This is a genomic window from Mesorhizobium terrae (assembly GCF_008727715.1).
Lineage (GTDB): Bacteria > Pseudomonadota > Alphaproteobacteria > Rhizobiales > Rhizobiaceae > Mesorhizobium > Mesorhizobium terrae.
On record NZ_CP044218.1, the window covers coordinates 385,681 to 405,867 of the forward strand.

At 64.6% G+C, this 20,187-nt stretch carries 20 protein-coding genes and 2 pseudogenes; 1 reads left to right on the plus strand and 21 read right to left on the minus strand.

Translation table 11 applies throughout. From position 1 onward, the window contains the following. From FZF13_RS03240 to phnG, 11 genes are all read right to left on the minus strand, one after another. Positions 1-708, minus strand: coding sequence for a DUF1045 domain-containing protein (locus FZF13_RS03240; RefSeq protein WP_024927019.1), 708 nt, complete (start codon positions 706-708; stop codon positions 1-3). Continuing rightward, entirely contained in the window at positions 708-1,526 is an 819-nt protein-coding gene (gene phnE / locus FZF13_RS03245) for a phosphonate ABC transporter, permease protein PhnE (RefSeq protein ID WP_024927020.1), read from the minus strand. The genes FZF13_RS03240 and phnE overlap by 1 nt, the downstream gene beginning before the upstream one ends. Positions 1,527-1,602: 76 nt before the next feature. After that, complete coding sequence (gene phnD, locus FZF13_RS03250; protein WP_024927021.1) at positions 1,603-2,595, minus strand: phosphonate ABC transporter substrate-binding protein; 993 nt, start codon at positions 2,593-2,595, stop codon at positions 1,603-1,605. A 25-nt stretch (positions 2,596-2,620) separates the two neighbouring features. Continuing rightward, entirely contained in the window at positions 2,621-3,478 is an 858-nt protein-coding gene (gene phnC / locus FZF13_RS03255; RefSeq protein WP_024927022.1) for a phosphonate ABC transporter ATP-binding protein, read from the minus strand. 107 nt (positions 3,479-3,585) lie between these two features. Next, positions 3,586-4,284, minus strand: a complete 699-nt coding sequence (locus tag FZF13_RS03260; RefSeq protein WP_024927023.1) for a DapH/DapD/GlmU-related protein — start codon at positions 4,282-4,284, stop codon at positions 3,586-3,588. Positions 4,285-4,286: 2 nt separating this feature from the next. Next, positions 4,287-4,994, minus strand: coding sequence for a phosphonate C-P lyase system protein PhnL (phnL, locus tag FZF13_RS03265; protein WP_024927024.1), 708 nt, complete (start codon positions 4,992-4,994; stop codon positions 4,287-4,289). 9 nt (positions 4,995-5,003) lie between these two features. Continuing rightward, positions 5,004-5,762, minus strand: a complete 759-nt coding sequence (phnK, locus tag FZF13_RS03270; RefSeq protein ID WP_036254231.1) for a phosphonate C-P lyase system protein PhnK — start codon at positions 5,760-5,762, stop codon at positions 5,004-5,006. Between the two features lie 53 nt (positions 5,763-5,815). Next, complete coding sequence (locus FZF13_RS03275) at positions 5,816-6,697, minus strand: alpha-D-ribose 1-methylphosphonate 5-phosphate C-P-lyase PhnJ (RefSeq protein WP_024927026.1); 882 nt, start codon at positions 6,695-6,697, stop codon at positions 5,816-5,818. Beyond that, positions 6,694-7,797: a carbon-phosphorus lyase complex subunit gene (locus FZF13_RS03280; protein WP_024927027.1), complete on the minus strand. Its 1,104-nt coding sequence runs from the start codon at positions 7,795-7,797 to the stop codon at positions 6,694-6,696. Before FZF13_RS03280 ends, FZF13_RS03275 begins: the two co-directional genes overlap by 4 nt. Before the next feature lie 3 nt (positions 7,798-7,800). Beyond that, positions 7,801-8,412, minus strand: coding sequence for a phosphonate C-P lyase system protein PhnH (gene phnH, locus FZF13_RS03285; RefSeq protein ID WP_024927028.1), 612 nt, complete (start codon positions 8,410-8,412; stop codon positions 7,801-7,803). Continuing rightward, a complete protein-coding gene (phnG, locus tag FZF13_RS03290) occupies positions 8,412-8,861 on the minus strand; it encodes a phosphonate C-P lyase system protein PhnG (protein WP_137901938.1) in 450 nt (149 codons plus the stop codon). The genes phnH and phnG overlap by 1 nt, the downstream gene beginning before the upstream one ends. 82 nt (positions 8,862-8,943) lie before the next feature. Between phnG and phnF the strand changes: the two genes are divergently transcribed. Next, on the plus strand, positions 8,944-9,708 hold the full coding sequence (gene phnF, locus FZF13_RS03295) for a phosphonate metabolism transcriptional regulator PhnF (RefSeq protein WP_373426391.1): 765 nt from the start codon (positions 8,944-8,946) through the stop codon (positions 9,706-9,708). 51 nt (positions 9,709-9,759) lie between these two features. Here the strand turns inward: phnF and FZF13_RS03300 are convergent, their stop codons facing one another. The 10 genes and pseudogenes from FZF13_RS03300 to FZF13_RS03350 all read right to left on the minus strand — a co-directional run bounded on the left by FZF13_RS03300 (position 9,760) and on the right by FZF13_RS03350 (position 20,183). Further along, positions 9,760-10,581: a carbohydrate ABC transporter permease gene (locus FZF13_RS03300; RefSeq protein WP_024927031.1), complete on the minus strand. Its 822-nt coding sequence runs from the start codon at positions 10,579-10,581 to the stop codon at positions 9,760-9,762. Next, a complete protein-coding gene (locus FZF13_RS03305; protein WP_024927032.1) occupies positions 10,578-11,465 on the minus strand; it encodes a carbohydrate ABC transporter permease in 888 nt (295 codons plus the stop codon). Before FZF13_RS03305 ends, FZF13_RS03300 begins: the two co-directional genes overlap by 4 nt. 54 nt (positions 11,466-11,519) lie before the next feature. Continuing rightward, complete coding sequence (locus FZF13_RS03310) at positions 11,520-12,848, minus strand: extracellular solute-binding protein (protein WP_024927033.1); 1,329 nt, start codon at positions 12,846-12,848, stop codon at positions 11,520-11,522. 1 nt (position 12,849) lies between these two features. Next, positions 12,850-14,339, minus strand: a pseudogene (locus FZF13_RS29120) (putative N-acetylmannosamine-6-phosphate 2-epimerase). A gap of 137 nt (positions 14,340-14,476) precedes the next feature. Continuing rightward, positions 14,477-15,223: a GntR family transcriptional regulator gene (locus FZF13_RS03325; protein ID WP_024927034.1), complete on the minus strand. Its 747-nt coding sequence runs from the start codon at positions 15,221-15,223 to the stop codon at positions 14,477-14,479. Positions 15,224-15,421: 198 nt separating this feature from the next. Beyond that, positions 15,422-16,105, minus strand: a complete 684-nt coding sequence (locus tag FZF13_RS03330; RefSeq protein WP_024927035.1) for a class II aldolase/adducin family protein — start codon at positions 16,103-16,105, stop codon at positions 15,422-15,424. A gap of 109 nt (positions 16,106-16,214) precedes the next feature. Beyond that, positions 16,215-16,533, minus strand: a pseudogene (rhaM, locus tag FZF13_RS03335) (L-rhamnose mutarotase). Between the two features lie 53 nt (positions 16,534-16,586). Continuing rightward, positions 16,587-17,876, minus strand: a complete 1,290-nt coding sequence (gene rhaI, locus FZF13_RS03340) for an L-rhamnose catabolism isomerase (RefSeq protein WP_024927036.1) — start codon at positions 17,874-17,876, stop codon at positions 16,587-16,589. Positions 17,877-18,068: 192 nt separating this feature from the next. Beyond that, complete coding sequence (locus FZF13_RS03345) at positions 18,069-19,175, minus strand: autoinducer 2 ABC transporter substrate-binding protein (RefSeq protein WP_024927037.1); 1,107 nt, start codon at positions 19,173-19,175, stop codon at positions 18,069-18,071. 63 nt (positions 19,176-19,238) lie between these two features. Then, on the minus strand, positions 19,239-20,183 hold the full coding sequence (locus FZF13_RS03350; protein ID WP_024927038.1) for an ABC transporter permease: 945 nt from the start codon (positions 20,181-20,183) through the stop codon (positions 19,239-19,241). Positions 20,184-20,187 lie beyond the last annotated feature (4 nt).

Sequence of the window (20,187 nt, forward strand, 5' to 3'; positions counted from 1 at the left end):
TCAGGCGGACTTTCTGGTTTCGAGCGGCCGCAGCCGCCGGTAGGAATGCACGGTGAAGGGCGCGCCGGGCTCCGGCTCCACGAACAGTGCCAAGCCCTCCACGGGGAACGGGCGCGCGGTGAAGGGCGTGAAATGGCTTTCCAGAACCGGCAACACGCGCGACAGCGTCTCGGCCGGCAGCCGCTCGGTCAGCGTCATGTGGAAGCGGAATTCGTCCATCACATAGGGATAGCCATGGCGCCTGAGATAGGCGGCCTGGCGCGGGGTGAGGCCCGATGGATTGCGCCGCTCGATCTCGGCTTCCGACAGCGGCGCCCTGACCGACGCGAAATGCAGGACAGCGTCGGCGGCGAAGGCCGCGAGCTGGTATTCCGGCGCCGTCGGCAACAGCGCCAGGAACGACCCCAATTGCCCGACCCGAAGCCTCTCGATGCTGAAGGGTGCCGTCTGCCGGCAGAAACGCTCGAAGCTGAGCTCGAGCTCAGCCAGGCCAACTCCATCGGCCAGCTGAAACGGCGCCACGATGGTGCCGTGGAAACCGTAGCGGCACGGGTCGCCGACGAGCCCGGCGATTTCGTGAGCCGGCAAACCGTTGAATGAGGGTGTCTCGCGCTTTTCGCCTGAAAACGCGTCGCGTCCCAGCCAGTCGCCGGCGGTTTGCGTCAGTGCATCGTCCTGCGGAGGGGTGAAATAGACGGCGTAGCGCATCACAGGAACAACTTGCGCAGCTGCTGCGAGATGACGTCGATCAGCGACACCGTGACCAGCATGATGATGAGCATGGCGGCCGCTTCGGGATAGTAGAAGCCGCGGATGGATTCAAAGAGCACCTGGCCGATGCCGCCAGCGCCGATGACGCCGAGCACGGTGGCTGCCCGCACGTTGGATTCGAAGCGATAGAGCGCAAAGGACAGCCACAGCGGCAGAACCTGCGGCACCACGCCGAAGACCACTTCCTGCAGGCGCGTGGCGCCGGTGGCGCGGATGGCCTCGACCGGACGCGGATCGATCGCCTCGACGGCTTCCGAAAACAGCTTTGCGAGGATGCCGGTGGTGTGGATGAACAGCGCCATGACGCCGGCGAACGGGCCGAGGCCGACGGCGACCACGAACAGCACCGCATAAACGAGCTCGTGGATCGAACGGAACATATCCATCAGGCGCCGAACCGGCTGGACGATGTACCAGGGCGCCATGTTGGAAGCGGACAGGATGCCGAAGGGAACCGCCAGCACCGCCGCGAGGAAGGTGCCCCACAGCGCGATCTGGATGGTGACCAGCATTTCCTGGAAATAGTAGCGCCATTCGCCGAAATTCGGCCGTGCGAAGCCTGAGGCGTATTGCGCCATGTTGCCGGCGTCGGTGAAAAGATAGGTCCAACGGGACATCTCGGCCGGCGCCCAGCTCCAGATCAGGAGCAAGGCCAGGCTGATCCAGGTGACGGCGGTCCAGGCGTCGCGGGTCCAGTCACGCCCGACCTCGGGACGTGGTTTGGTGGCTTCGCCAATATGGGTCGATTGCGTCATCGTGGTACTCGCTGGGCACGCCGGCCGATGAGCCGGCCGGCGTTGGGGTTGAGGCTATCGACGGCCCTGAGGCCGATCAGCTCTGGCCGTTGGCCTTGATCTTGGCTTCGTAGCCGGCCTTCTCGGCTTCGATCTTCGCGATCTTGGCCTTCTTGTCGGCTTCGGAGAGATTGGCGTCGGCTTCGACCTTGGCCTTGGCCTTGGTCAGTTCCATCACGCGGATCGGCAGGAGCTGGTCGTTGGTCGAGGCGTGGAACGGCGCCCACTGCAGGCCGGCCAGAACCGCCTTCTCCTTGGCGACGTCGCCCTTCGACTTGTCGGTGCCGTAGGTCAGGATGAAGTTCTTGATCTTGTCCTTGGCTTCCTTGGGCAGGTCCTTGCGCCAGACCAGCGGATCGGACGGGATCAGCGGCGACTTCCAGATGATCTTGATCTTCTTGAAGGCTTCCGGCTGGTTCTTCTCGATGAGGGCCATGTTCTCGGTGTTGTTGGCGGCAGCGTCGAGCTGGCCGTTGGCAACGGCCATGGCGTTGGTTTCATGGTTGGCGTTGGTCAGCGTCTTGAAGCAGGCCTTCGGGTCGATCTTGTTGGCGGCGAACACGAAGGTGGTCGGCACCAGGAAGCCGGAGGTCGAGTTCGGGTCGCCGAGGCCGAAGTTCAGCGTCTTGTCGCACTTCAACAGGTCTTCGACCGTGTTCAGCTTGCTGTCCTTCGGCGCCAGGATCAGCGACCAGTAGCCGGGATTGCCGTCGACGGAGACGGTCTGGGCGAAGATCTCGCCGTCGGCGCGATCGACGGCTTCCATGGCCGACTTGTTGCCGTACCAGGCCATCTGCACCTTGCCGAAGCGCATGCCTTCGATGACGCCGGCATAGTCGGACGCGAAGAACGGCTTCACGTCGAGGCCGGTTTCCTTCTTCATGTCGGCGAGGAAGGGTTCCCATTTCGGCTTGAGGTTCTGCTGGGACTCGGTCGAGATGATGCCGAAATTGACTTCCTCGGCATAGGCGGCACAGGTCAGAGTGAAGGCGATCGCCGTGGCGGCGATGGCCTTGAGCACAATGTTCATGTCAACGTCTCCTGTTGGGTTCTTGTCAGGCGAAGGCCGGCGCCAGGTCCGGGCTCTTGGCGGTTGCAGGTTCCGGCTGGGTGTAGTCGGGCACGAAGTCCGGAACAGCTTCGGGCAGGATCAACTCTTCGGAGTTCGAGCCGTAGAGTTCGACCAGCGTCTTGTGGGTGAGCATGGTGGATGGGCCATCGAACACGACGCGGCCGTCCTTCAGCGCAATGGTGCGCGGGCAATAGCGGCGCGCATATTCAACCTGATGCAGCGATACCACGCAGGTGATGCCGTTCTCGCGGTTGACGCCGGCCAGCACTTCCATGACACGGCGGGCCGAGGACGGGTCGAGCGAAGCGATCGGCTCGTCGGCGAGCAGGATGTTCGCGCGCTGCACCAGAGTGCGGGCGATTGCCGCACGCTGCTGCTGGCCGCCGGACAATGTCGAGGCGCGCTGCCAAGCGACTTCCGGAATGCCGACCTTGGCCAACGCCTCGCGAGCCAGCCGCTTTTCCTCGGAAGAGAACAGGCCGAGCGTGCCGCGCCAGACCGGAATGCGGCCGAGATTGCCGACCAGCACATTGGACAGGACCGACAGCCGGCCGACCAGATTGAACTGCTGGAAGATGACGCCGATGTTGCGCCGAAGGTCACGCGCGCCGTTCGACAGGCGGCCGTTGGCCTGCAGGCCCGCGCCGAAGATCTCGATAGTGCTCGAGCCCGACTGGCCGGTCTCCAGCCCGCAGATGTGACGCAGCAGCGTCGACTTGCCGGAGCCGGAAGCGCCGATCAGCGCCACCATCTCGCCCTTGGCGATGTCGATGGAGACATTGTCGAGCGCGCGCTTCTTGCCGAAGGCTTTCGACAGGTTGCGTACGGAAATGGCGTTCATGAAATCGCTCCTGCTTCGGGCCTCGGCCCTGGAGTGGTCGTCGATGCACGCATGTTGCTTGCCGTGGCTCAGCCTCCGGCCTGCGGCCGAAGGCGCGCCCAAATTCGTTATCCGGTTACCGCTTCTCGATGACGGTCGGATGTACCGTTCATGTCAGCTCCATGACCATTCACGGATATCTGGTGGCCGGACCGGCCTTCATACCGGTCGAGGAACGCCTCGGCGCTGAGATCACGGAAATCGTCGAGCGCGGCGCGCAGCGCGGCATGGTCCCAGTCCCACCAGGCCAAAGCCTGCATGCGCCGAGCGACGTCGACGGGAAAACGCTCGCGGATAAGCTTAGCCGGCACGCCGCCGACGATCGTGTAAGGCGCGACATCCCTGGTGACGACGGCTCCGGAGCCGACCACCGCACCATCGCCGATGGTGACGCCCGGCAGGATGGTGGCGCCATGGCCGATCCAGGTGTCGTGGCCGATCGTCACCCGGCGGGCGCGGCGGGCGGCAAAGAAGTCGTCCTCGTGCGCGGCATCCTCGAAATAGTCGCCGGCGCGGTAGGTGATGTGATGCAGCGTGGCGCGCGACATCGGATGATGGGTGGCGTTGATGCGCACAGAGGCGGCGATGTTGGCGAACTTGCCGATCGTCACGCACCAGGTCTGGCCGTTCGGCATGATGTAGGAGTAGTCGCCGATCTCGGTCTCGACTAGACGGCAGCCCTCCGCCACTTCGGTGTAGCGGCCGAGCGTGCAGTTCTCCAGCTGCGCGGTCGGGTCGATCAGCGGCGTTTCCGACAGGCGAGTCATGGTCAGGCGGCCTTTTTGTCGGGCGCGAAACCGGTCACGTCGATGATGACGTCGGCCACGGCATTGCGCACGTCGGTGTCGTGGAAGATGCCAAGCAAGGCCACTCCGGCCTGCTTCTTCTCCGCGATCATGTCGACGACCACGGCGCGGTTGGTCGCGTCGAGCGATGCAGTCGGTTCATCGAGCAGCAGCACCGGGTGCCCGATGATGAAGCCGCGTGCGATGTTGACGCGCTGCTGCTCGCCGCCGGAGAAGGTTGCGGGCGGCAGAGCCCACAGGCGTTCCGGCAAATTGAGACGGCTCAGCAATTCGCCTGCCCTGTCGGCGGCCTTGCGGCGATCGGTGCCGCGTTCCACCATCGGTTCGGCGACGATGTCGAGCGCGCTGACCCGTGGCACGACACGCAGGAACTGGCTGACATAGCCGATGGTTTCGCGGCGAATTTCGAGCACGGTGCGCGGCGCGGCCGATGCCAGATCGACGATTTGGCCGCGATGCAGGATCTCGATGCCGCCTTCGTTCACGGCGTAGTTGCCGTAAAGCATTTTGAGGATCGAGCTCTTGCCGGCGCCGGACGGGCCGCCGAGCACGGCGCATTTGCCGCCTTCCAGCACAAATGCCGCGTCCGCGATCACCGGCAGCTCGATGCCGCCGCGCAGATGCATGATGAAGGTCTTGCCGAGACCGGAAACGGTAAGCACAGGAGCCATGATCGCGCCTCAGACTTGCAGGATCGAAGAAACGAGCAGTTGCGTGTAGGGCGCCTGCGGATCGTCGAGCAGACGGTCGGTGAGACCATGTTCGACGACGCGGCCGTCCTTCATCACCATCATGCGATGCGACAAAAGGCGGGCGACGGCGAGGTCGTGCGTGACGATAATGACGGCGAGACCGAGATCGTGGACGAGGCCGCGCAACAGGTCGAGCAGGCGCGCCTGCACCGAAACGTCGAGGCCGCCGGTCGGCTCGTCCATGAAGACCAGGCGCGGCGCGGTGACCAGATTGCGCGCGATCTGCAGTCGCTGGCGCATGCCGCCGGAGAAGGCGCGCGGCTGGTCGTCGATGCGGTCGGCATCGATCTCGACGCGGCCGAGCCAGTCGGTGGCGGTGGCGCGGATATTGCCATAGTGGCGGTCGCCGACCGCCATCAGCCGCTCGCCGACATTGGCGCCGGCCGAAACCGTCATGCGCAGTCCGTCGGCCGGGTTCTGATGCACGAAGCCCCAGTCGGTGCGCAAAAGCAGGCGCCGCTCCGCTTCACCCAGCCCATAGAGGTCGCGCATCTCACCATCGCGCATGCGGTAGGACACTGTGCCAGCGCTTGGCGGCAGGCGGGTCGAGATGCAATTGAGCAGTGTCGTCTTGCCGGAGCCGGACTCGCCGACGATGGCCAGAACCTCACCCGGCCAGATATCAAAATTGACATCCGCGCAGCCGATGCGGGCGCCGTAGTGCTTGCTGACCGACCTGACCGACATCAGCGGCAGGTCGCCGACCTCGACATTCGGCTGGTCGATATTCACAGCGACGTTCATGACAGGGCCTCACCGGAGAGTTCGCCGCGATGGCCGTCGGCCCGGCGGCTTTCGCAATGGTCGGTGTCGGAGCAGACGAACATGCGTCCGCCGCGATCGTCGAGCACGACTTCGTCGAGATAGACCTGCTCGGCGCCGCACAGCGCGCAGGGCTTGTCGAAACGCTGAACCTCGAAGGGATGATCCTCGAAGTCGAGGCTGACCACCTCGGTGTAAGGCGGCACGGCGTAGATGCGCTTCTCGCGACCAGCGCCGAACAGCTGCAACGCTTCCGACATATGCATCTTGGGATTGTCGAATTTCGGCGTCGGCGACGGGTCCATCACATAGCGGCCCTCGACCTTGACCGGATAGGCATAAGTGGTGGCGATATGGCCATTCTTGGCGATGTCCTCGTAGAGCTTCACATGCATGAGGCCGTATTCTTCCAGCGCATGCATCTTGCGGGTTTCGGTCTCGCGCGGTTCGAGGAAACGCAGCGGTTCCGGGATCGGCACCTGGTAGACCAGCACCTGGCCTTCCTTCAGCGGGGCTTCCGGAATGCGGTGGCGGGTCTGGATGATGGTGGCATCGCCGGTGCTGGTCGTCGTCTCGACGCCCGCGACCTTCTCGAAGAACTTGCGGATGGAGACGGCGTTGGTGGTGTCGTCGGCGCCCTGGTCGATGACCTTCAGCACATCGTCGGGGCCAAGGATCGACGCCGTCACCTGCACGCCGCCAGTGCCCCAGCCATAAGGCATCGGCATTTCGCGACTGGCGAACGGCACCTGGTAGCCTGGCACGGCGATCGCCTTCAAGATGGCGCGCCGGATCATGCGCTTAGTCTGCTCGTCGAGATAGGCGAAGTTGTAGTTGGATGCCTGGGTGTGCGCGTTCATTCGGCGGCCTCCCTTGTTTCAAGAGCCGCCTCGCGCTGCTCGTATTCGGCGCGCATGGTGCGAACCAGACCGAGCTCGGCCTGGAAGTCGACATAGTGCGGCAGTTTCAGATGTTCGACGAAGCCGGTGGCCTGGACGTTGTCGCAATGCGACAGCACGAATTCCTGGTCCTGCGGCGGCGCGACGATGTCCTCGCCCAGTTCCTCGGCGCGCAGCGCGCGGTCACACAGCGACATCGCCATCGCCTTGCGCTCGGATTGCCCGAAGACGAGGCCGTAGCCGCGCGTGAACTGCGGCGGCGCCTTGGCCGAACCCTTGAATTGGTTGACCATCTGGCATTCGGTGACCTGGACGCGGCCGACCGGCACGGCGAAACCGAGCTCGGGCATGAACATTTCGACATCGACCTCGCCGATGCGAATTTCACCGGCAAAGGGATGGCTGCGGGCATAGCCGCGCTGGGTCGAATAGCCGAGCGCGAGAAGGAAGCCCTCGTCGCCGCGCGACAGCGACTGCAACCGCATGGCGCGCGACATCGGGAATTCGGTCGGGGTCTGGTTGATGTCGCCGGGCTCCAGCGCCGCATCAAGGACATCGTCCTCCTCGATCAGGCCTTCCTGTCCCAGAATGTCGGCGACGCGCGCGATGGGCTCGGCGGCCCCGGTGCGCAGGATGCCGCTTTCGATTTCGGGATCGCCTTCCAGCTCTTCATCGAGCAGACGGTGCGTGTAATCGAAGGTGGGCCCAAGCAGTTGTCCGCCCGGCAAATCCTTGTAGCAGGCCGACACGCGCCGCTCGACCAGCATGGCGCCGGTGTCGACCGGTTCGCTGTGGCCGAAGCGCGGCAGCGTGGTGCGGTAGGCGCGCACCAGGAAGATCGCCTCGATGAGGTCGCCACGCGCCTGCTTGACGGCGAGCGCTGCCAGGCGGCGATCGTAGAGCGAACCTTCACTCATCACCCGGTCGACGCCGATGGTCAGCTGTTCGGCGATCTGGTCGAGCGTAAGCGCGGGCACGGTCCTGTCGCCACGGCGGCGGTCGGCCAACAGGCGATGGGCATTGTCGATGGCAACTTCGCCGCCCTTGACTGCAACATACATCGATCAGCCCTCCATCTCGACGAGGCGCGCCGAGCGCGGCAGGCAGGCGATGGCATCGCCCGCGGTGAGGATCAGGTCGACGCCGCGCGGGAAACGCTTGCGATTGGCGCTCCACTGATGGGCGAAGTCCTTTGGCAGGCCGCGCGGCGCGAGCGTTACGCGGTCGCGGATGCCCGGCCCTTCGAAGGTTAGCGGCGCGCCACCTTCGAGGCTCGGCAATTGCAGGATCAGCGTCGCCGAACGGTCCGGATATTCCTGGCTGCCTTGGGCGAAACGCTCCAGGGCCGGCATGGTGGTGGGAGCGCCGACGAGGGCGAAAGCGACGTCGTCGCACGTCGCCATCTCACGGGCGCCGGTGTGGAAGGCGAGCCAGGAGCGCAGGGCCGCGCTTTCGGCCAGCGCGGCATCCAGCCAGAACGGCGTGTCGGCATCGATCAGCGCGCAGGCGATGGCGCCGGCCGCACGGCCGAGCGGCGAAGGCGGTGTCACCACGGCATCCACCTTGACGATGGTGGCGGGTCGCGCCATCGCATCCATCACGGCGCGAAAGACGGACTGGGCATTGAGGACCGGATCGGAGAACCCGCCTTCGAGGGCGATCGCTTCGCTCAACATCAGTCTTCTCCGCGAACCATGGTGAAAAAATCGACGCGGGTCGCCGCCGTCTCGAGACGACGCGTCTCGTCGGCGGCGTCGAGTTCGCGCCGCATCGGAGCGATCAATTCGGCATCGATACGCGCGGCCGTTGCCGCGTTGCGGCAGAGCGCGTCGATGATCGCCGAAAGCCTGGCCTTCGTCGGATCGCGGCCTAACGCCATGGCATGGCCGACCGAGCCGTCCTCCAGCTTGATGCTGGCGCGGGTGACGGTCGCCTCGCCGACATTGAAGGGCTCGCCGGTGCCGCCGACGCGGCCACGCAGCATGACCAGGCCGGCTTCCGGCCCACGCAACGGCGTATGGACCGGCTGCAGCCCGAGTGTCGCCCACAGCGCGTTCAGCCTTGTCGTGCTGCAGCGCGCCAGCACCGCCATGCGGTCCCGTCTCGCGGCTTGATCGGCATCCATTTTCATAGCGACCTCAAATTTGTCTATTGATCTAGACAACTAGATATCTTAACTTGTCTTAGCTCCGTTGGATGACGGGCAGATGACAGCAATCGCAATGGAGGGGGATTTGGCGAAATCAGCGCTTCACCGCGGCGTCGGCGTGGCGCTGTGGCGGCAGATCGGCGACGAGATCCGACGCGGCATCGGCGCTGGCCTCGAAGACGAAAACGGGCGCTTGCCGCCCGAGGCCGAACTCGCGGCCCGCTTCGGGGTGAACCGACACACGGTGCGCGCGGCCATCGCCGCCCTCATCCACGAAGGCGTACTCCGGAGCGAGCAGGGTCGCGGCACCTATGTGCGGCGGCAGAAGCGGCTCACCTATCCGATCGGCGCAAGGACGCGCTTTTCCGCTGGGCTGGAGGGCCAGGTGCGCGAGCGGCAGATCGAACTTCTCGGCCATACCCATGAACCGGCCACGGCAACCATCGCCACGGCGCTCGACCTTCGACCCAGCGAGGACGTCATTCGCCTGGAAATGCGCGGCCTGGCCGACGGGGTGCCGGTATCGCGCTCCACCGCCTGGTTTCCCGCCGCGCGGTTTCCCGACATCGCCTCATACTTCGCGGAAAAACACTCGATCACCGAGGCGCTCGCGCTGTCCGGCATCAACGACTATCGCCGCGCCTCGACGACGATCGAGGCAAGGCACGCCGACGACACCGACACACGCGACCTCAAGCTTTCGCCCGGCGCCATCGTGCTGGTCGCGCGCGGCATCAATGTCGACGGCGACGGCAGGCCGATCCAGTATTCGCAGACCCGTTTCTCGGCCGACCGCGTCGAGCTGACGGTAAGCGCCGGGTGAGACCGGCCGGTCAGCGATCCGCATGGTGCGACAACACCGTCGACCGCCGTCTCAGCCCTTGACGGCGCCGGCGGTCATCGAGCCGCTGATCTGCCGGTACATAACCAGGCCGAGCAGCACCGGCGGCAGCGCACCGACGACCATGACGGCGGAGGCCACGCCCCATTGCACGCCGCCGCCGCTGGCGGCGAAGAAGAAGGAGGCGCCGACGGTGATCGGGACGGCTTTCGAGGTGGTGAGCATCAGTCCGAACAGGAATTCGTTCCAGGCCGTGATGAAACCAAAGATCAGGCTGGTGACGATGGCGGGACGGCAGACCGGCGCCAGGATGCGCAACAGGATCTGCGTGCGGCTGGCGCCGTCCATCAACGCGGCTTCGTCAAGCTCGGCCGGTATGTCGCGAATGGCGTTGACCAGGATGACGAGAGCCAGCGGCAGGTTGACGATGGCCAGGATCAACCCGAGGCCCAGCCGCGTGTCGAGCAGCGCCAGCCACTGGAACATCATGTAGAGCGGGATGGCGAAGATGATGAGCGGCACGGCGCGCAGATTGACGATGAGCGGCAAAAGCGTGCGCTCGCCGACCTTACCCCGGGCAATCGCGTAGGCGGCCGGCAGGGCCAGCGCCACGGCAAGCCCGGTGCCCAGCAGGGCGACCGCCATGCTGTTTGCCAGGTAGAGGAAGATGTTCAGCCGCTCCGACACGTGGAAGACGGTGAGGTAGTTGTCGAATGTCGGCGCGCGGACCCACAGACCCGGATTGGTGGAGAGTTCGCGGGCGCTCTTGAACGAGGTGACCAGCGTGACCAGGATCGGAAAGTTCATGGCAAGCGCGGCGATCGCGAAAACGATCCAGCGAAGGGCGGCGATCATCGGGCGGCTCCCTTCCGGCGTCCGGCAAAGGCGTTCAAGCCATAGAGGACAGCGAACGACACGACAAACAGGATGACCGACGCAGCGACCGCCTTGCCGATGGCGCCTTGCTTGAAGAAGGCCTCGTAGATGTAGATCGACAGCGAGGCCGTGGAACCGCCCGGTCCGCTGCCGGTCAGCACATAGACATTGTCGAAGACGCGGAAGCCGTCGATGAAGCGAATGAGCAGCGCGACAGCGATGGTGGGCAGCATCAGCGGCAGCTCGATATACCACAACCGCTCCAGCCGGTTGGTGCCGTCCATGGCGGCCGCTTCGACGACATCGGTCGGGATGGCCTGATAGGCCATGTAGAACAACAAAAGCGCGAACGGCGTCCACTGCAGCGTTTCGACGACGATCAGCATCCAGAAGGCCGAGCCCGGTCCCAGGAAGGAAAAACTCGCGCCGAAATAGGCCCACAGATAATAGGGCACCGGACCGACGAACTCGTGCAGCACCAGCCGGTACATCAGGCCGACGAGCGCCGGCGCCACCATCAGCGGCAGCATCAGGATGGCGAGGAGCCAGCTGCGCTTTTCGATGAGCGGCGAAAGAAAGATAGCGAGGAACAGGCCGAGCGCGCATTCGAGCAGAGCGGTCAACAGGCCGAAGCGCAGCGAAAACCAGGTCGCCCGCCAGAAGGCGCCGTCGCTCCACACAGAGACGAAGTTGGAGAAGCCGGTGAGGCGCGGCTGGCGCAGAGTTTCGAAGGAAACCTCGGACAGCGAATAGACGAGGTTGACGACGGCGGGGAAGCCCAGGAACACGAGCAGGAACAGCACCAGCGGGGTCGCCAGCAGCTTGAATTCCGAGGATTGGGCGCGTTGCGTGAGCGTGGTCATCGAACCGGTTTGTCCCGGCGACGGCGGCGGACGGGCCGCCGCCATCGGCCCTGTTTATTTGAGGAGTTCGGCCATGCCCTTCTCGGCATTCTTCAGCGCATCGTCGATGCTCTGCTGGCCGGACCAGTAGCCGGTGAATTCCTTGGCCTGCAGTTCATAGACCGTGAGCGCCTTCGCCGAGGTTCCGCCGGTCATGACGTAGCCGTACTTGCCGGCATAGTCGCCGAGCTTGACGAGATCGGGACGCTCCTTGGCCACTTCGGAAACCACTTCCGGGGTCAGCGCCGGCGCGCCGCTGTTCCTGGCGTAGATGAGTGCTGCTTCCTTGGACGACAGCCATTTCAGGAACGCCCTGGCACCGTCCTTGTTCTCGGCATTCTTGTTGAGGCCGAAGCCGAGGCCGTGAATGTGGGTGAAGCGCCCGGCGGGCCCGGTAGGCGGCGCGATGGTTTCGGTCGCCTCGGCGACGGCCGGCGACTTCTCCTTGCTGGTCAGATCGCCGGCGGCTGCGTTCCACTGCAGCATCGCCGCCACCTGGCCGGAGGCATAGGCGGCATTGGCCTCCGCGAATTCATAGGAGAGCGAATCGCGCGGCGTGGCGCCGTTGTCGTAGAGCAGCTTGTAGATCTCCAACCCCTTGCGATAGGCGTCGGAATTGACAGTGATCTTGCCGCTGGCGTCCATCCAGTCGCCACCATAGGCACGCGGCACCGACTGCCAGATCATGATGTTGAACAGGAGGTTCTTCAGCTGCAGGACAGTGCCGTAGCGGGTCGGGCTGTCGGGGTTCACGGCCTGGGTGAAGTAGAGCGCTGTCGCGGCGTAGTCGTCCCAGTTCCACTCGTCCGGAGCCTTGGGTTGCAGTTTCTTGCCCAGCAGCTTTTCGGAAATCTCGCCATATCTGGCCTTGGCGGCATCGTCCTTCAGCAAGGCGTCGATCAGGTCCTTGCGATAATACATGAAGTGCAGCGACAGGTCGGTGGGCACGCCAAACTGCTTGCCGTCGAACTGCATCGTCTTCAGCACGGCGTCGCCATAGACCGACTTCGCCTCCCCGGAGAGTTCGACCGGCTCCATGAAGGGCGCGTAGCGGCCGATCGAGTAGGTGGCGAGCAGATTGACGTCGAAAGCCTTGGAGCCGGCGGCAAGGTCTGCCTGCAGCTTGTCCCAGAAGCCGTCGCGGTTGAAGAACAGAAGTTCGACCTTGTCCTTGTCGGCGACGCCGGCCTTGGCATTGTAGGCGTCGGCCGCGGCGCGCAGCGCGGTCTCCTCGGGACCGCCTGGCCAGCCCAGCACGGTCACCTTGGCGAAGGCCGGGCTTGCCAGCAGGCTGGCGACGAGGGCCGCCAGAAGGCCGCCCTTTCTGATGGTTGCGAATGTCATTTCAGTTTCCTCCCGATTGGTCTTCTTGGTTTGAAAGGCTGGCGATGCCGACGACACCCGCGCTTTCGCCGAGCGTGGCGGCATGGAGCTGCGGCATCAGCCGCAGCGGCAGGCTGGAAAGTGCCGCGCGCACGGCTTCCAGATAGCCGGGCGCCAGCCCGATGCCGCCGCCGATGACGATGCGCCTTGGGTCGAGCGCGACCTGGAGGTTGCGGCACAGGACCGCGGTGCGGCCGGCCGAGGTGGTAACAATGCTCTTTGCCCAGTCGTGGGTGCCTGCCGCCTCGAAGACGTCGCGCGCCGTGGCGCCCGGCAGATAAGCCGCCGCCTCGGCCGCCATCCAGCGGCCGGTCACGCTGTCCTCCAGCGTGCCTGCCGCCTCGTCCAGGCCGCGGAACTGGCCAAAATTTCCGGCCATGCCTCCGAGCAGGCGGCCATTGACGACGATGCCGCCGCCGATGCCGGTCGAAATGGTGAGGAACACCATATCGACGCCCTGCCCTGCTCCGTATGAATACTCGCCCCAGGCGGCAGCCTGGGCGTCGTTGGCGGCCAGCACCGCGTCGCGGCCGCTGAGGCGCCTGACGGATGCGACCAGCGGGAAGCGGTCGGGGATGTCGAGGGTGCGGCGATTGAGCGGCGACCAGAGCCCGTCATCGACAACGCCGCTGACGGCGACGCCGACCTTGCGATAGCGCCCCCGCCATGCCGAGATTTCGCCGAACAGCGCGGCAAGCCATTCGTCCGGATTGCCGCCGGCCGGTGTCGGCATTCTTGACGTTTCGACGACCTCGCGGCCCGCGACAAGCGCGGCCAGCATCTTGGTGCCGCCGATGTCGAGCGCCAGGACCGTCTCGGCTTCGCTCACGGCCATCGGGCACCCGCCTTGGCGACGGTTTCATCGAGGGCGGCGCGGAACCAACCGGTGACATGCTCAGGCCGGGTGATGGCCGAGCCGACGACCACCATCGAGGCGCCAGCGACCAGCGCCTGCGAGGCCTGTTTCGGGGTGCGGATGTTGCCTTCGGCAACCACATAGGGGGTCAAGCGGCGCATCGCACCGATCAGCGCGAAATCGGGTTCGGTCGGCTCGACCGAGCCGGTATAGCCGGCAAGGGTGGAACCAACGATGTCGGCACCTTCCGCCAGCGCCTGCTCAGCGTCGGCGATGATGGAACAATCGGCCATGGCCAGCCGACCCCGCGCATGAATGGCGTCGACCAGTACCCTGGTGGCAACCGGGCGCGGGCGTTGGGTGGCGTCATAGGCAATGATGTCGGCGCCGGCGGCTGCCAGCGCCTCGACATCTTCCAGCCATGGCGTGATGCGCACCGAGCTGTCGTCAAGGTCGCGCTTGATAAGGCCGATGATCGGCCGCGGCGTCGCCTTGCGCACGGCGGCGACATAATCGGCGGATTCGACACGCAGACCGGCGGCGCCGCCGTCGATGGCAGCGAGCGCAAAGCCGACGACCATCACCGCATTGTCCATCGCACCGCCCTTTACCGGCTGGCACGAGACGATCAACCCGCTCTTCAGGGCCTGGATATCAATCGGCACGCTGGCACTCCCTCGATGGGAACACGGTAGCAATATAAGACCAGATTGCAACAGGCTTTAAACTGGTATTATCGCGTCAGCTCGATGACGAAATCGTAGACGTCGCCGCGGTACTTGGTCTGGGTGAATTCGACGATCTGGCCGTCGGCAAGGAAACAGCGGCGCTCCATGATCAACAGACTGGCGTCCTCGGGAATTGCCAGCAGCCGGCGCTCCTCTTCGCTGGCGGGCTTCGCCTGCATGCGCTGGAGCGCGCGCATCGGACGCGCGCCATTGGCTTCGAGATAATCGTAGAGCGAGGCCTGGATCGCGAGCGGATCCGGCACGAAGCGCGCCGGCAATGTCGCCGTCTCGATGGCGATGGGGGTGTTGTCGGCGGTGCGCAGACGGGTCAGCCGCACCACCTTCTCGCCGGCCGAAATGCCCAGCGCCATCATTTCCACCGGCGAAGGCCGCGAAATCACACGCGAAATCCACACGCAACCGGGCTCGAGCCCACGCGAACGCATATCCTCCGAGAAGCTGGTCATGGTCGCCAGCGACTTCTCCACCCGCGAGGCGACGACGGTCTTGGCGCCCTGGCGTCGGTCGAGCAGGCCGTCGGCGACGAGGCCGTCGATCGCCTTGCGCACGGTGACGCGCGAAATGCCGAGCGCATCGCAAAGCACGCGCTCGCTGGGAGTGACGGCCCCGCGCTTGAGGCGGGCCGCGCCAATCGCTTGTTTGAAGGCATCTTCGAGCCGGCGGTAGAGCGGTTCGCCGCTCTCACCCGCCAGTGCAGCAGCCAGAAAATCGAGGATCGCCTGATCGCCCATCGGAACCATCCACTTCGAGACAGCACCTTTATGCAGAATTTTTTTCAGGTGTTAAACTGGTATTGTTCTTATCCGACCGTAATTTGCGAACGGACCGCGTGAAAGGCACGTGGCCTGCCGAGCTGGCTTCAAGCAAACGGGTGATGGACGTCATGGCGGCGCCGACGAGAATAGCGGCAGCGCCGGCGAACCTGCCCGTCAGCCGCCCCGGGCACGGGCGGCGTCGTTGATGCCTTCGGCATCGGGGGCCAGGCCATAACTCATCTTGCGCATCTGCTCGATCACGCGGGCCATCTCGTCGTCGGGCAAGACGGGCGGCTCGCCCAGGGTCAGCACCTGGACATACATGCGCGACAGGGTTTCAACCTCGATGGCCAGCCACAGCGCCGCCTCCAGCGTCGCGCCCAGCGATATCTGGCCGTGCTGGCCGAGCAGGCAGGCAAGCCTCCCCTCAAGCGCCACCAGCGCATGGTCGGACAAGGCCTGCGTGCCGAACGTCGCGTATTTGGCGCAGCGGATCGTCGAGCCGCCGGCAACGCCGGTCATGTAGTGGAAGGCCGGGATGGTCTTGTAGTGGCAGGCCAGCGTGGTGGCGTAGACCGAATGGCAATGCAACACGACGTTGATATCGCCGCGCGTCTTCAGGATATCGCGGTGGAAGCGCCATTCCGATGACGGCCGGCGCCCGGCATAGGTGCCGTCGAAATCCATTTCGACAATGTCTTCGGGCACCATGGTTTCATAAGGCATGCCCGACGGGGTGACGAGAAAGCCGTCACCAGCGCGCAGCGAAAGATTGCCGGCCGTGCCCTGGTTGATGCCGGCGGCATTCATCCGACGGCAGATTGCCACCATCTCCTTGCGCAGCGCTGCATCCTTCATCGTATCGGCCTTTCATTTTCTGCTGTCGGCACCGGAAAGACTTCGCGGCATCGGCCTTCGTTGTTGTGGTCGCGGCATGCAGGCACCCCGCGGTGGTTTCGACACGCTCTCACGCCATGTGGAAGACGTTGTCGAGCGGCACGACGACGGGCTGATTGCGCGCGTCGTAGAGCATGATGTCGGCCATGAAATCCCACCAGCGGCGGTTGATCTCGGTCTCGGGCAACTTGTCCATGGTGTTGTTGTCGGCCAGCAAAAGCGTCGCGAAGAGATGGTTGGTTTTCGGGATCGAGCCAGATCGAATAGTCCGAGATGCCGGCGTCGCGCAGCGCCTTGGCGAGTTCCGGCCAGATCTCGTCATGCCGCTTCTTGTATTCGGCCGCCTGCCCGGGATTGAGCACCATCCGGAAGGCGATGCGCTTGGACATGATCAGGCTCCCGATCGAGATTTCGCATACAAAGACACCCCGCGGCCGCCGCGTCAGACGATGCCCCCACCGCCAGACGCGACGGCCGGCCGCTCCACCGCCGCCTTGCGGCGGTAGCCGCTGGCGCGGTAGGCAGCGACGGGGTCGATGGCCCCGCCACGGTTGAAACGAGCCATGGCGAGGATCGGCTCGACATCGGTGCGGTAGGCGGCTTTCAGCGTCTGCGTGGCCATCAAGGCGTCGTTGCCGTCCTGGAACGCCGCCAGCGCCTTGCGGTCGACCAGCAGCGCCGCCGCATAGGCGCGCTGCACCTCGACCGCCGACAGCATCAGGCTCTCGATCGGATCGGTGACGTTGTGGCTCTGGTCGAGCATATGCGCGGGGTTGAACCCGTCGACGCCGGAGAGTTCGGCTTCGACCAGTTCGTTGAAGACGAGAAACAGCCGGTAGGGATCGATCGAACCGGCGTCGAGATCGTCATCGCCATATTTGCTGTCGTTGAAATGAAAGCCGCCCAGTTTGCCGAACTGGATTAGCCTGGACACGATCATCTCGATGTTGACGTTGGGCGCATGGTGACCGAGGTCGACCAGACAGAAAGCCTTCGGCCCGAGTTCGCGGGCGATGATGTAGTTGGTGCCCCAATCCTGCACGACGGTGGAATAGAAAGCCGGCTCGTACATCTTGTGTTCGGTGAACAGGCGCCAGTCCGGCGGCAGCTGCGCGTAGATCGCCTTCATCGAATCCAGATAGCGCGTGAAGGCCTGGGCGAAATTCACCTGGCCTGGAAAGTTGGAGCCGTCGCCGATCCACACCGTCAGCGCCTTCGAACCGATTTCCCTGCCGATCTCGATGCATTCGATGTTGTGGTCGACCGCCTGCCGGCGAACGGCCGCGTCGGCATGCGACAGCGAGCCGAACTTGTAGGAAAGCTTCTGGTCGGCGGTGTCCGAGAAGGTGTTGGAGTTCATAGCGTCGAAGCCGAGGCCGAAGCGCGAGGCCGCCTGTTTCAGGCGCCGCGGATCGGCCTTGTCCCACGGAATGTGCAGCGAAACGGTGGGGGTAGCGCGGGTGAGCTGCTGGATGACGGCGCAATCCTCGATCTTGTCGAAGACGTCGCGCGGCTCGCCTTCGCCCGGAAAGCGCGCGAAACGCGTGCCGCCGGTGCCGACGCCCCAGGACGGGATGGCAACCGCGAAGGCCTCGGCCTTGTCCAAAATTTCGGCGATGGCGATGCCGCGGCGGTCGAGCTGCTCGCCAAGCGCGGCATAATCGGCGCGCAAGGCCCGCTCACGCGCGGCATTGCTCGCCTCGACCGCATCGGCGTCGATCATCATTTCCATGCCATCCTCCTCGATCACCGCTTGCAGGCCGGTTAGAGCGCCGCGCGTCCAATTGGACGCGCAAAGGACGCTCTGGCACTTTTTATCTGCTGCATCGTGCCTACCGAAAATCGATTCCGATTTTCTGGCCGATGCAGTAACCGCGCCGGCCTGAAGCCGGCGCGGAAGGGGGGCTATCGTCCCCGCTCAACCTCAGAAGTCGAAGTTGTTGATGTTGTCCTTGGTGAACACGGTGGGCGCGCCAAGCAGGATTTCGGAGCCGTTGATAACCGAGAGATCACCCAACTTGCCCGCTTTCACCGAGGTGGCGCCTGCGGCCAAGGTACCGTCGGCCGTCGCGCGCAGCACATAGGCGGCCGCATAACCGAGATCGACCGGGTTCCACAGCACCACCGACTTCACGCAGCCGGTCGAGACATAGGGCTTCATCGCATTTGGCGTGGCGAGACCGACCACGGCAACCTTGCCGCACTTCTTGGCCTGGGTGACCGCGTCGGCGGCGGCAGGCGTCGCAACGCTGGTCATGCCGAAGACGCCCTTGAGCTCATCGCCATATTTGTTGAGCAGCGTGTTGGTCTGGTTGAAGGAGAGGATGTTGTCCTCCTGTGCCTCAACGGTTTCCAGCCACTTCATCTTCGGATGGCACTTGGCCTGATAGGCCGCCATTTCGGAAATCCAGCGCGCCTGGTTCGGCGTGGTGAAGGTGGAAGTGACGATGGCGAAGGCACCATCCTCGCCGGCTTCCTTGGCCATGGAATCGACCATCGCCTTGGCGATGCCGTTGAACTCGGCCTGGTTGACGAACCACTGGCGGGCGTCCGGCGTCGAATTGGCGTCGTAGCCGACGACATTGATGCCGGCGGCGAGCGCCTTCTTCAGCACCGGGGCGATGGCGACCGGGTCGTTGGCGGCAAACAGGATGCCGTCGACGCCGGAGGTGATGTAGTTGTCGATCAGCGTGATCTGGTCGTCGATATTGGCCTTGCTCGGACCGTCGGTCTTGGCCTCCATCGAGCCCATTTCCTTGGCCGCGTCGGCGATGCCTTTCGACGTGGCGTTGAAGTAGCCGATGCCGACGAGTTTCGGCACATCCACAACTTTCAGCGTCTTGCCCTTGCGGTCCGGCGCATTGGTCGGTTTGCCGCCATCGTAAGGCTTGGAAGCCACCTTTGCCGGCGTTGCATCGCAGGCGAGAGGGTTGGTCGGCAATTCGTCGCCGCCGGTCCACGGCGACTGGGCATGGCTGAGGCTTGTCGAGAAGGACAGAGCCAGGAGTGCGGGAAGCACTATTTTACGCATTTCATCCTCCAATTGTTCGTCCGGACACTGATGAGCGGCAGTGAAGGACGCTTCTCCCTTGTTTTATCGAGTGCCGCTCCTCTCGAAGAGGTTGCTGGCGAGGATCGCCAGGATGAGTACCGCGCCGATGAGCATGATGGTGCCGTCGCCCTTGACGCCGGCGAGCGACAGACCGTTCTTCAACGCCTGGATCAGGCAGAGGCCGATCATGGTGCCGACGACGGTGCCGCGACCGCCGAAGATCGAGGTGCCGCCAAGCACGACGGCGGTGATGGCATCGAGCTCGATGCCGGTGCCCATATCGGAGCGCGTGGTCGAGACGCGCGACACGAAGATCACCCCGGCGACGGCGGCGGCGAAACCCGAGGCGGTGTAGAGCGCGAGCTTCGTCCTCTCCACCGAAAGGCCGGAAAACCGGCTGGCGACTTCGTTGGAGCCAATGGCGTAGACCGTGCGGCCCCAGCGCGTATAGGCCAAGATGATGGAAGCGACGACCGCTGCCGCAGCCAGGATCCAGAGCTGGGTCGGAACGCTCAGCACCTCGCCCTGACCAAGAACATAGAACCAGTCCGGATAACCGCGAACCGAGCGCGCCTGGCTGATGCCTTCCGCAAGACCACGATAGAGCGCCAATGTCGCCAGCGTCGCGATCAACGGCGGCACGCCGAAACGGGTGATGATGGCACCATTGACGAAACCGGCCAGCGTGCCGACCGCGATCGCGGCCGCAGCAGCGGCAGGCAGCGGCATGCCGACATTCTGCCAGAAGACGCCGGTCAGGATCGCGGTCAGCCCAAGGATCGAGCCGACCGAAAGATCGATCCCACCGGTTGCGATGACGAAGGTCATGGCGATCGCGATCAACCCGATCTCGGTCATCAGCCGGCCCTGGTTGAGCAGGTTGGAGACGGTGAAGAAACGGTCCGACTGGAACGACAAGACGATCAGCACGACGACCAGTAGCAAAGCCAGGAACGTTTCGTGACGGATCAGGGATCTGAGGTTCATCCGG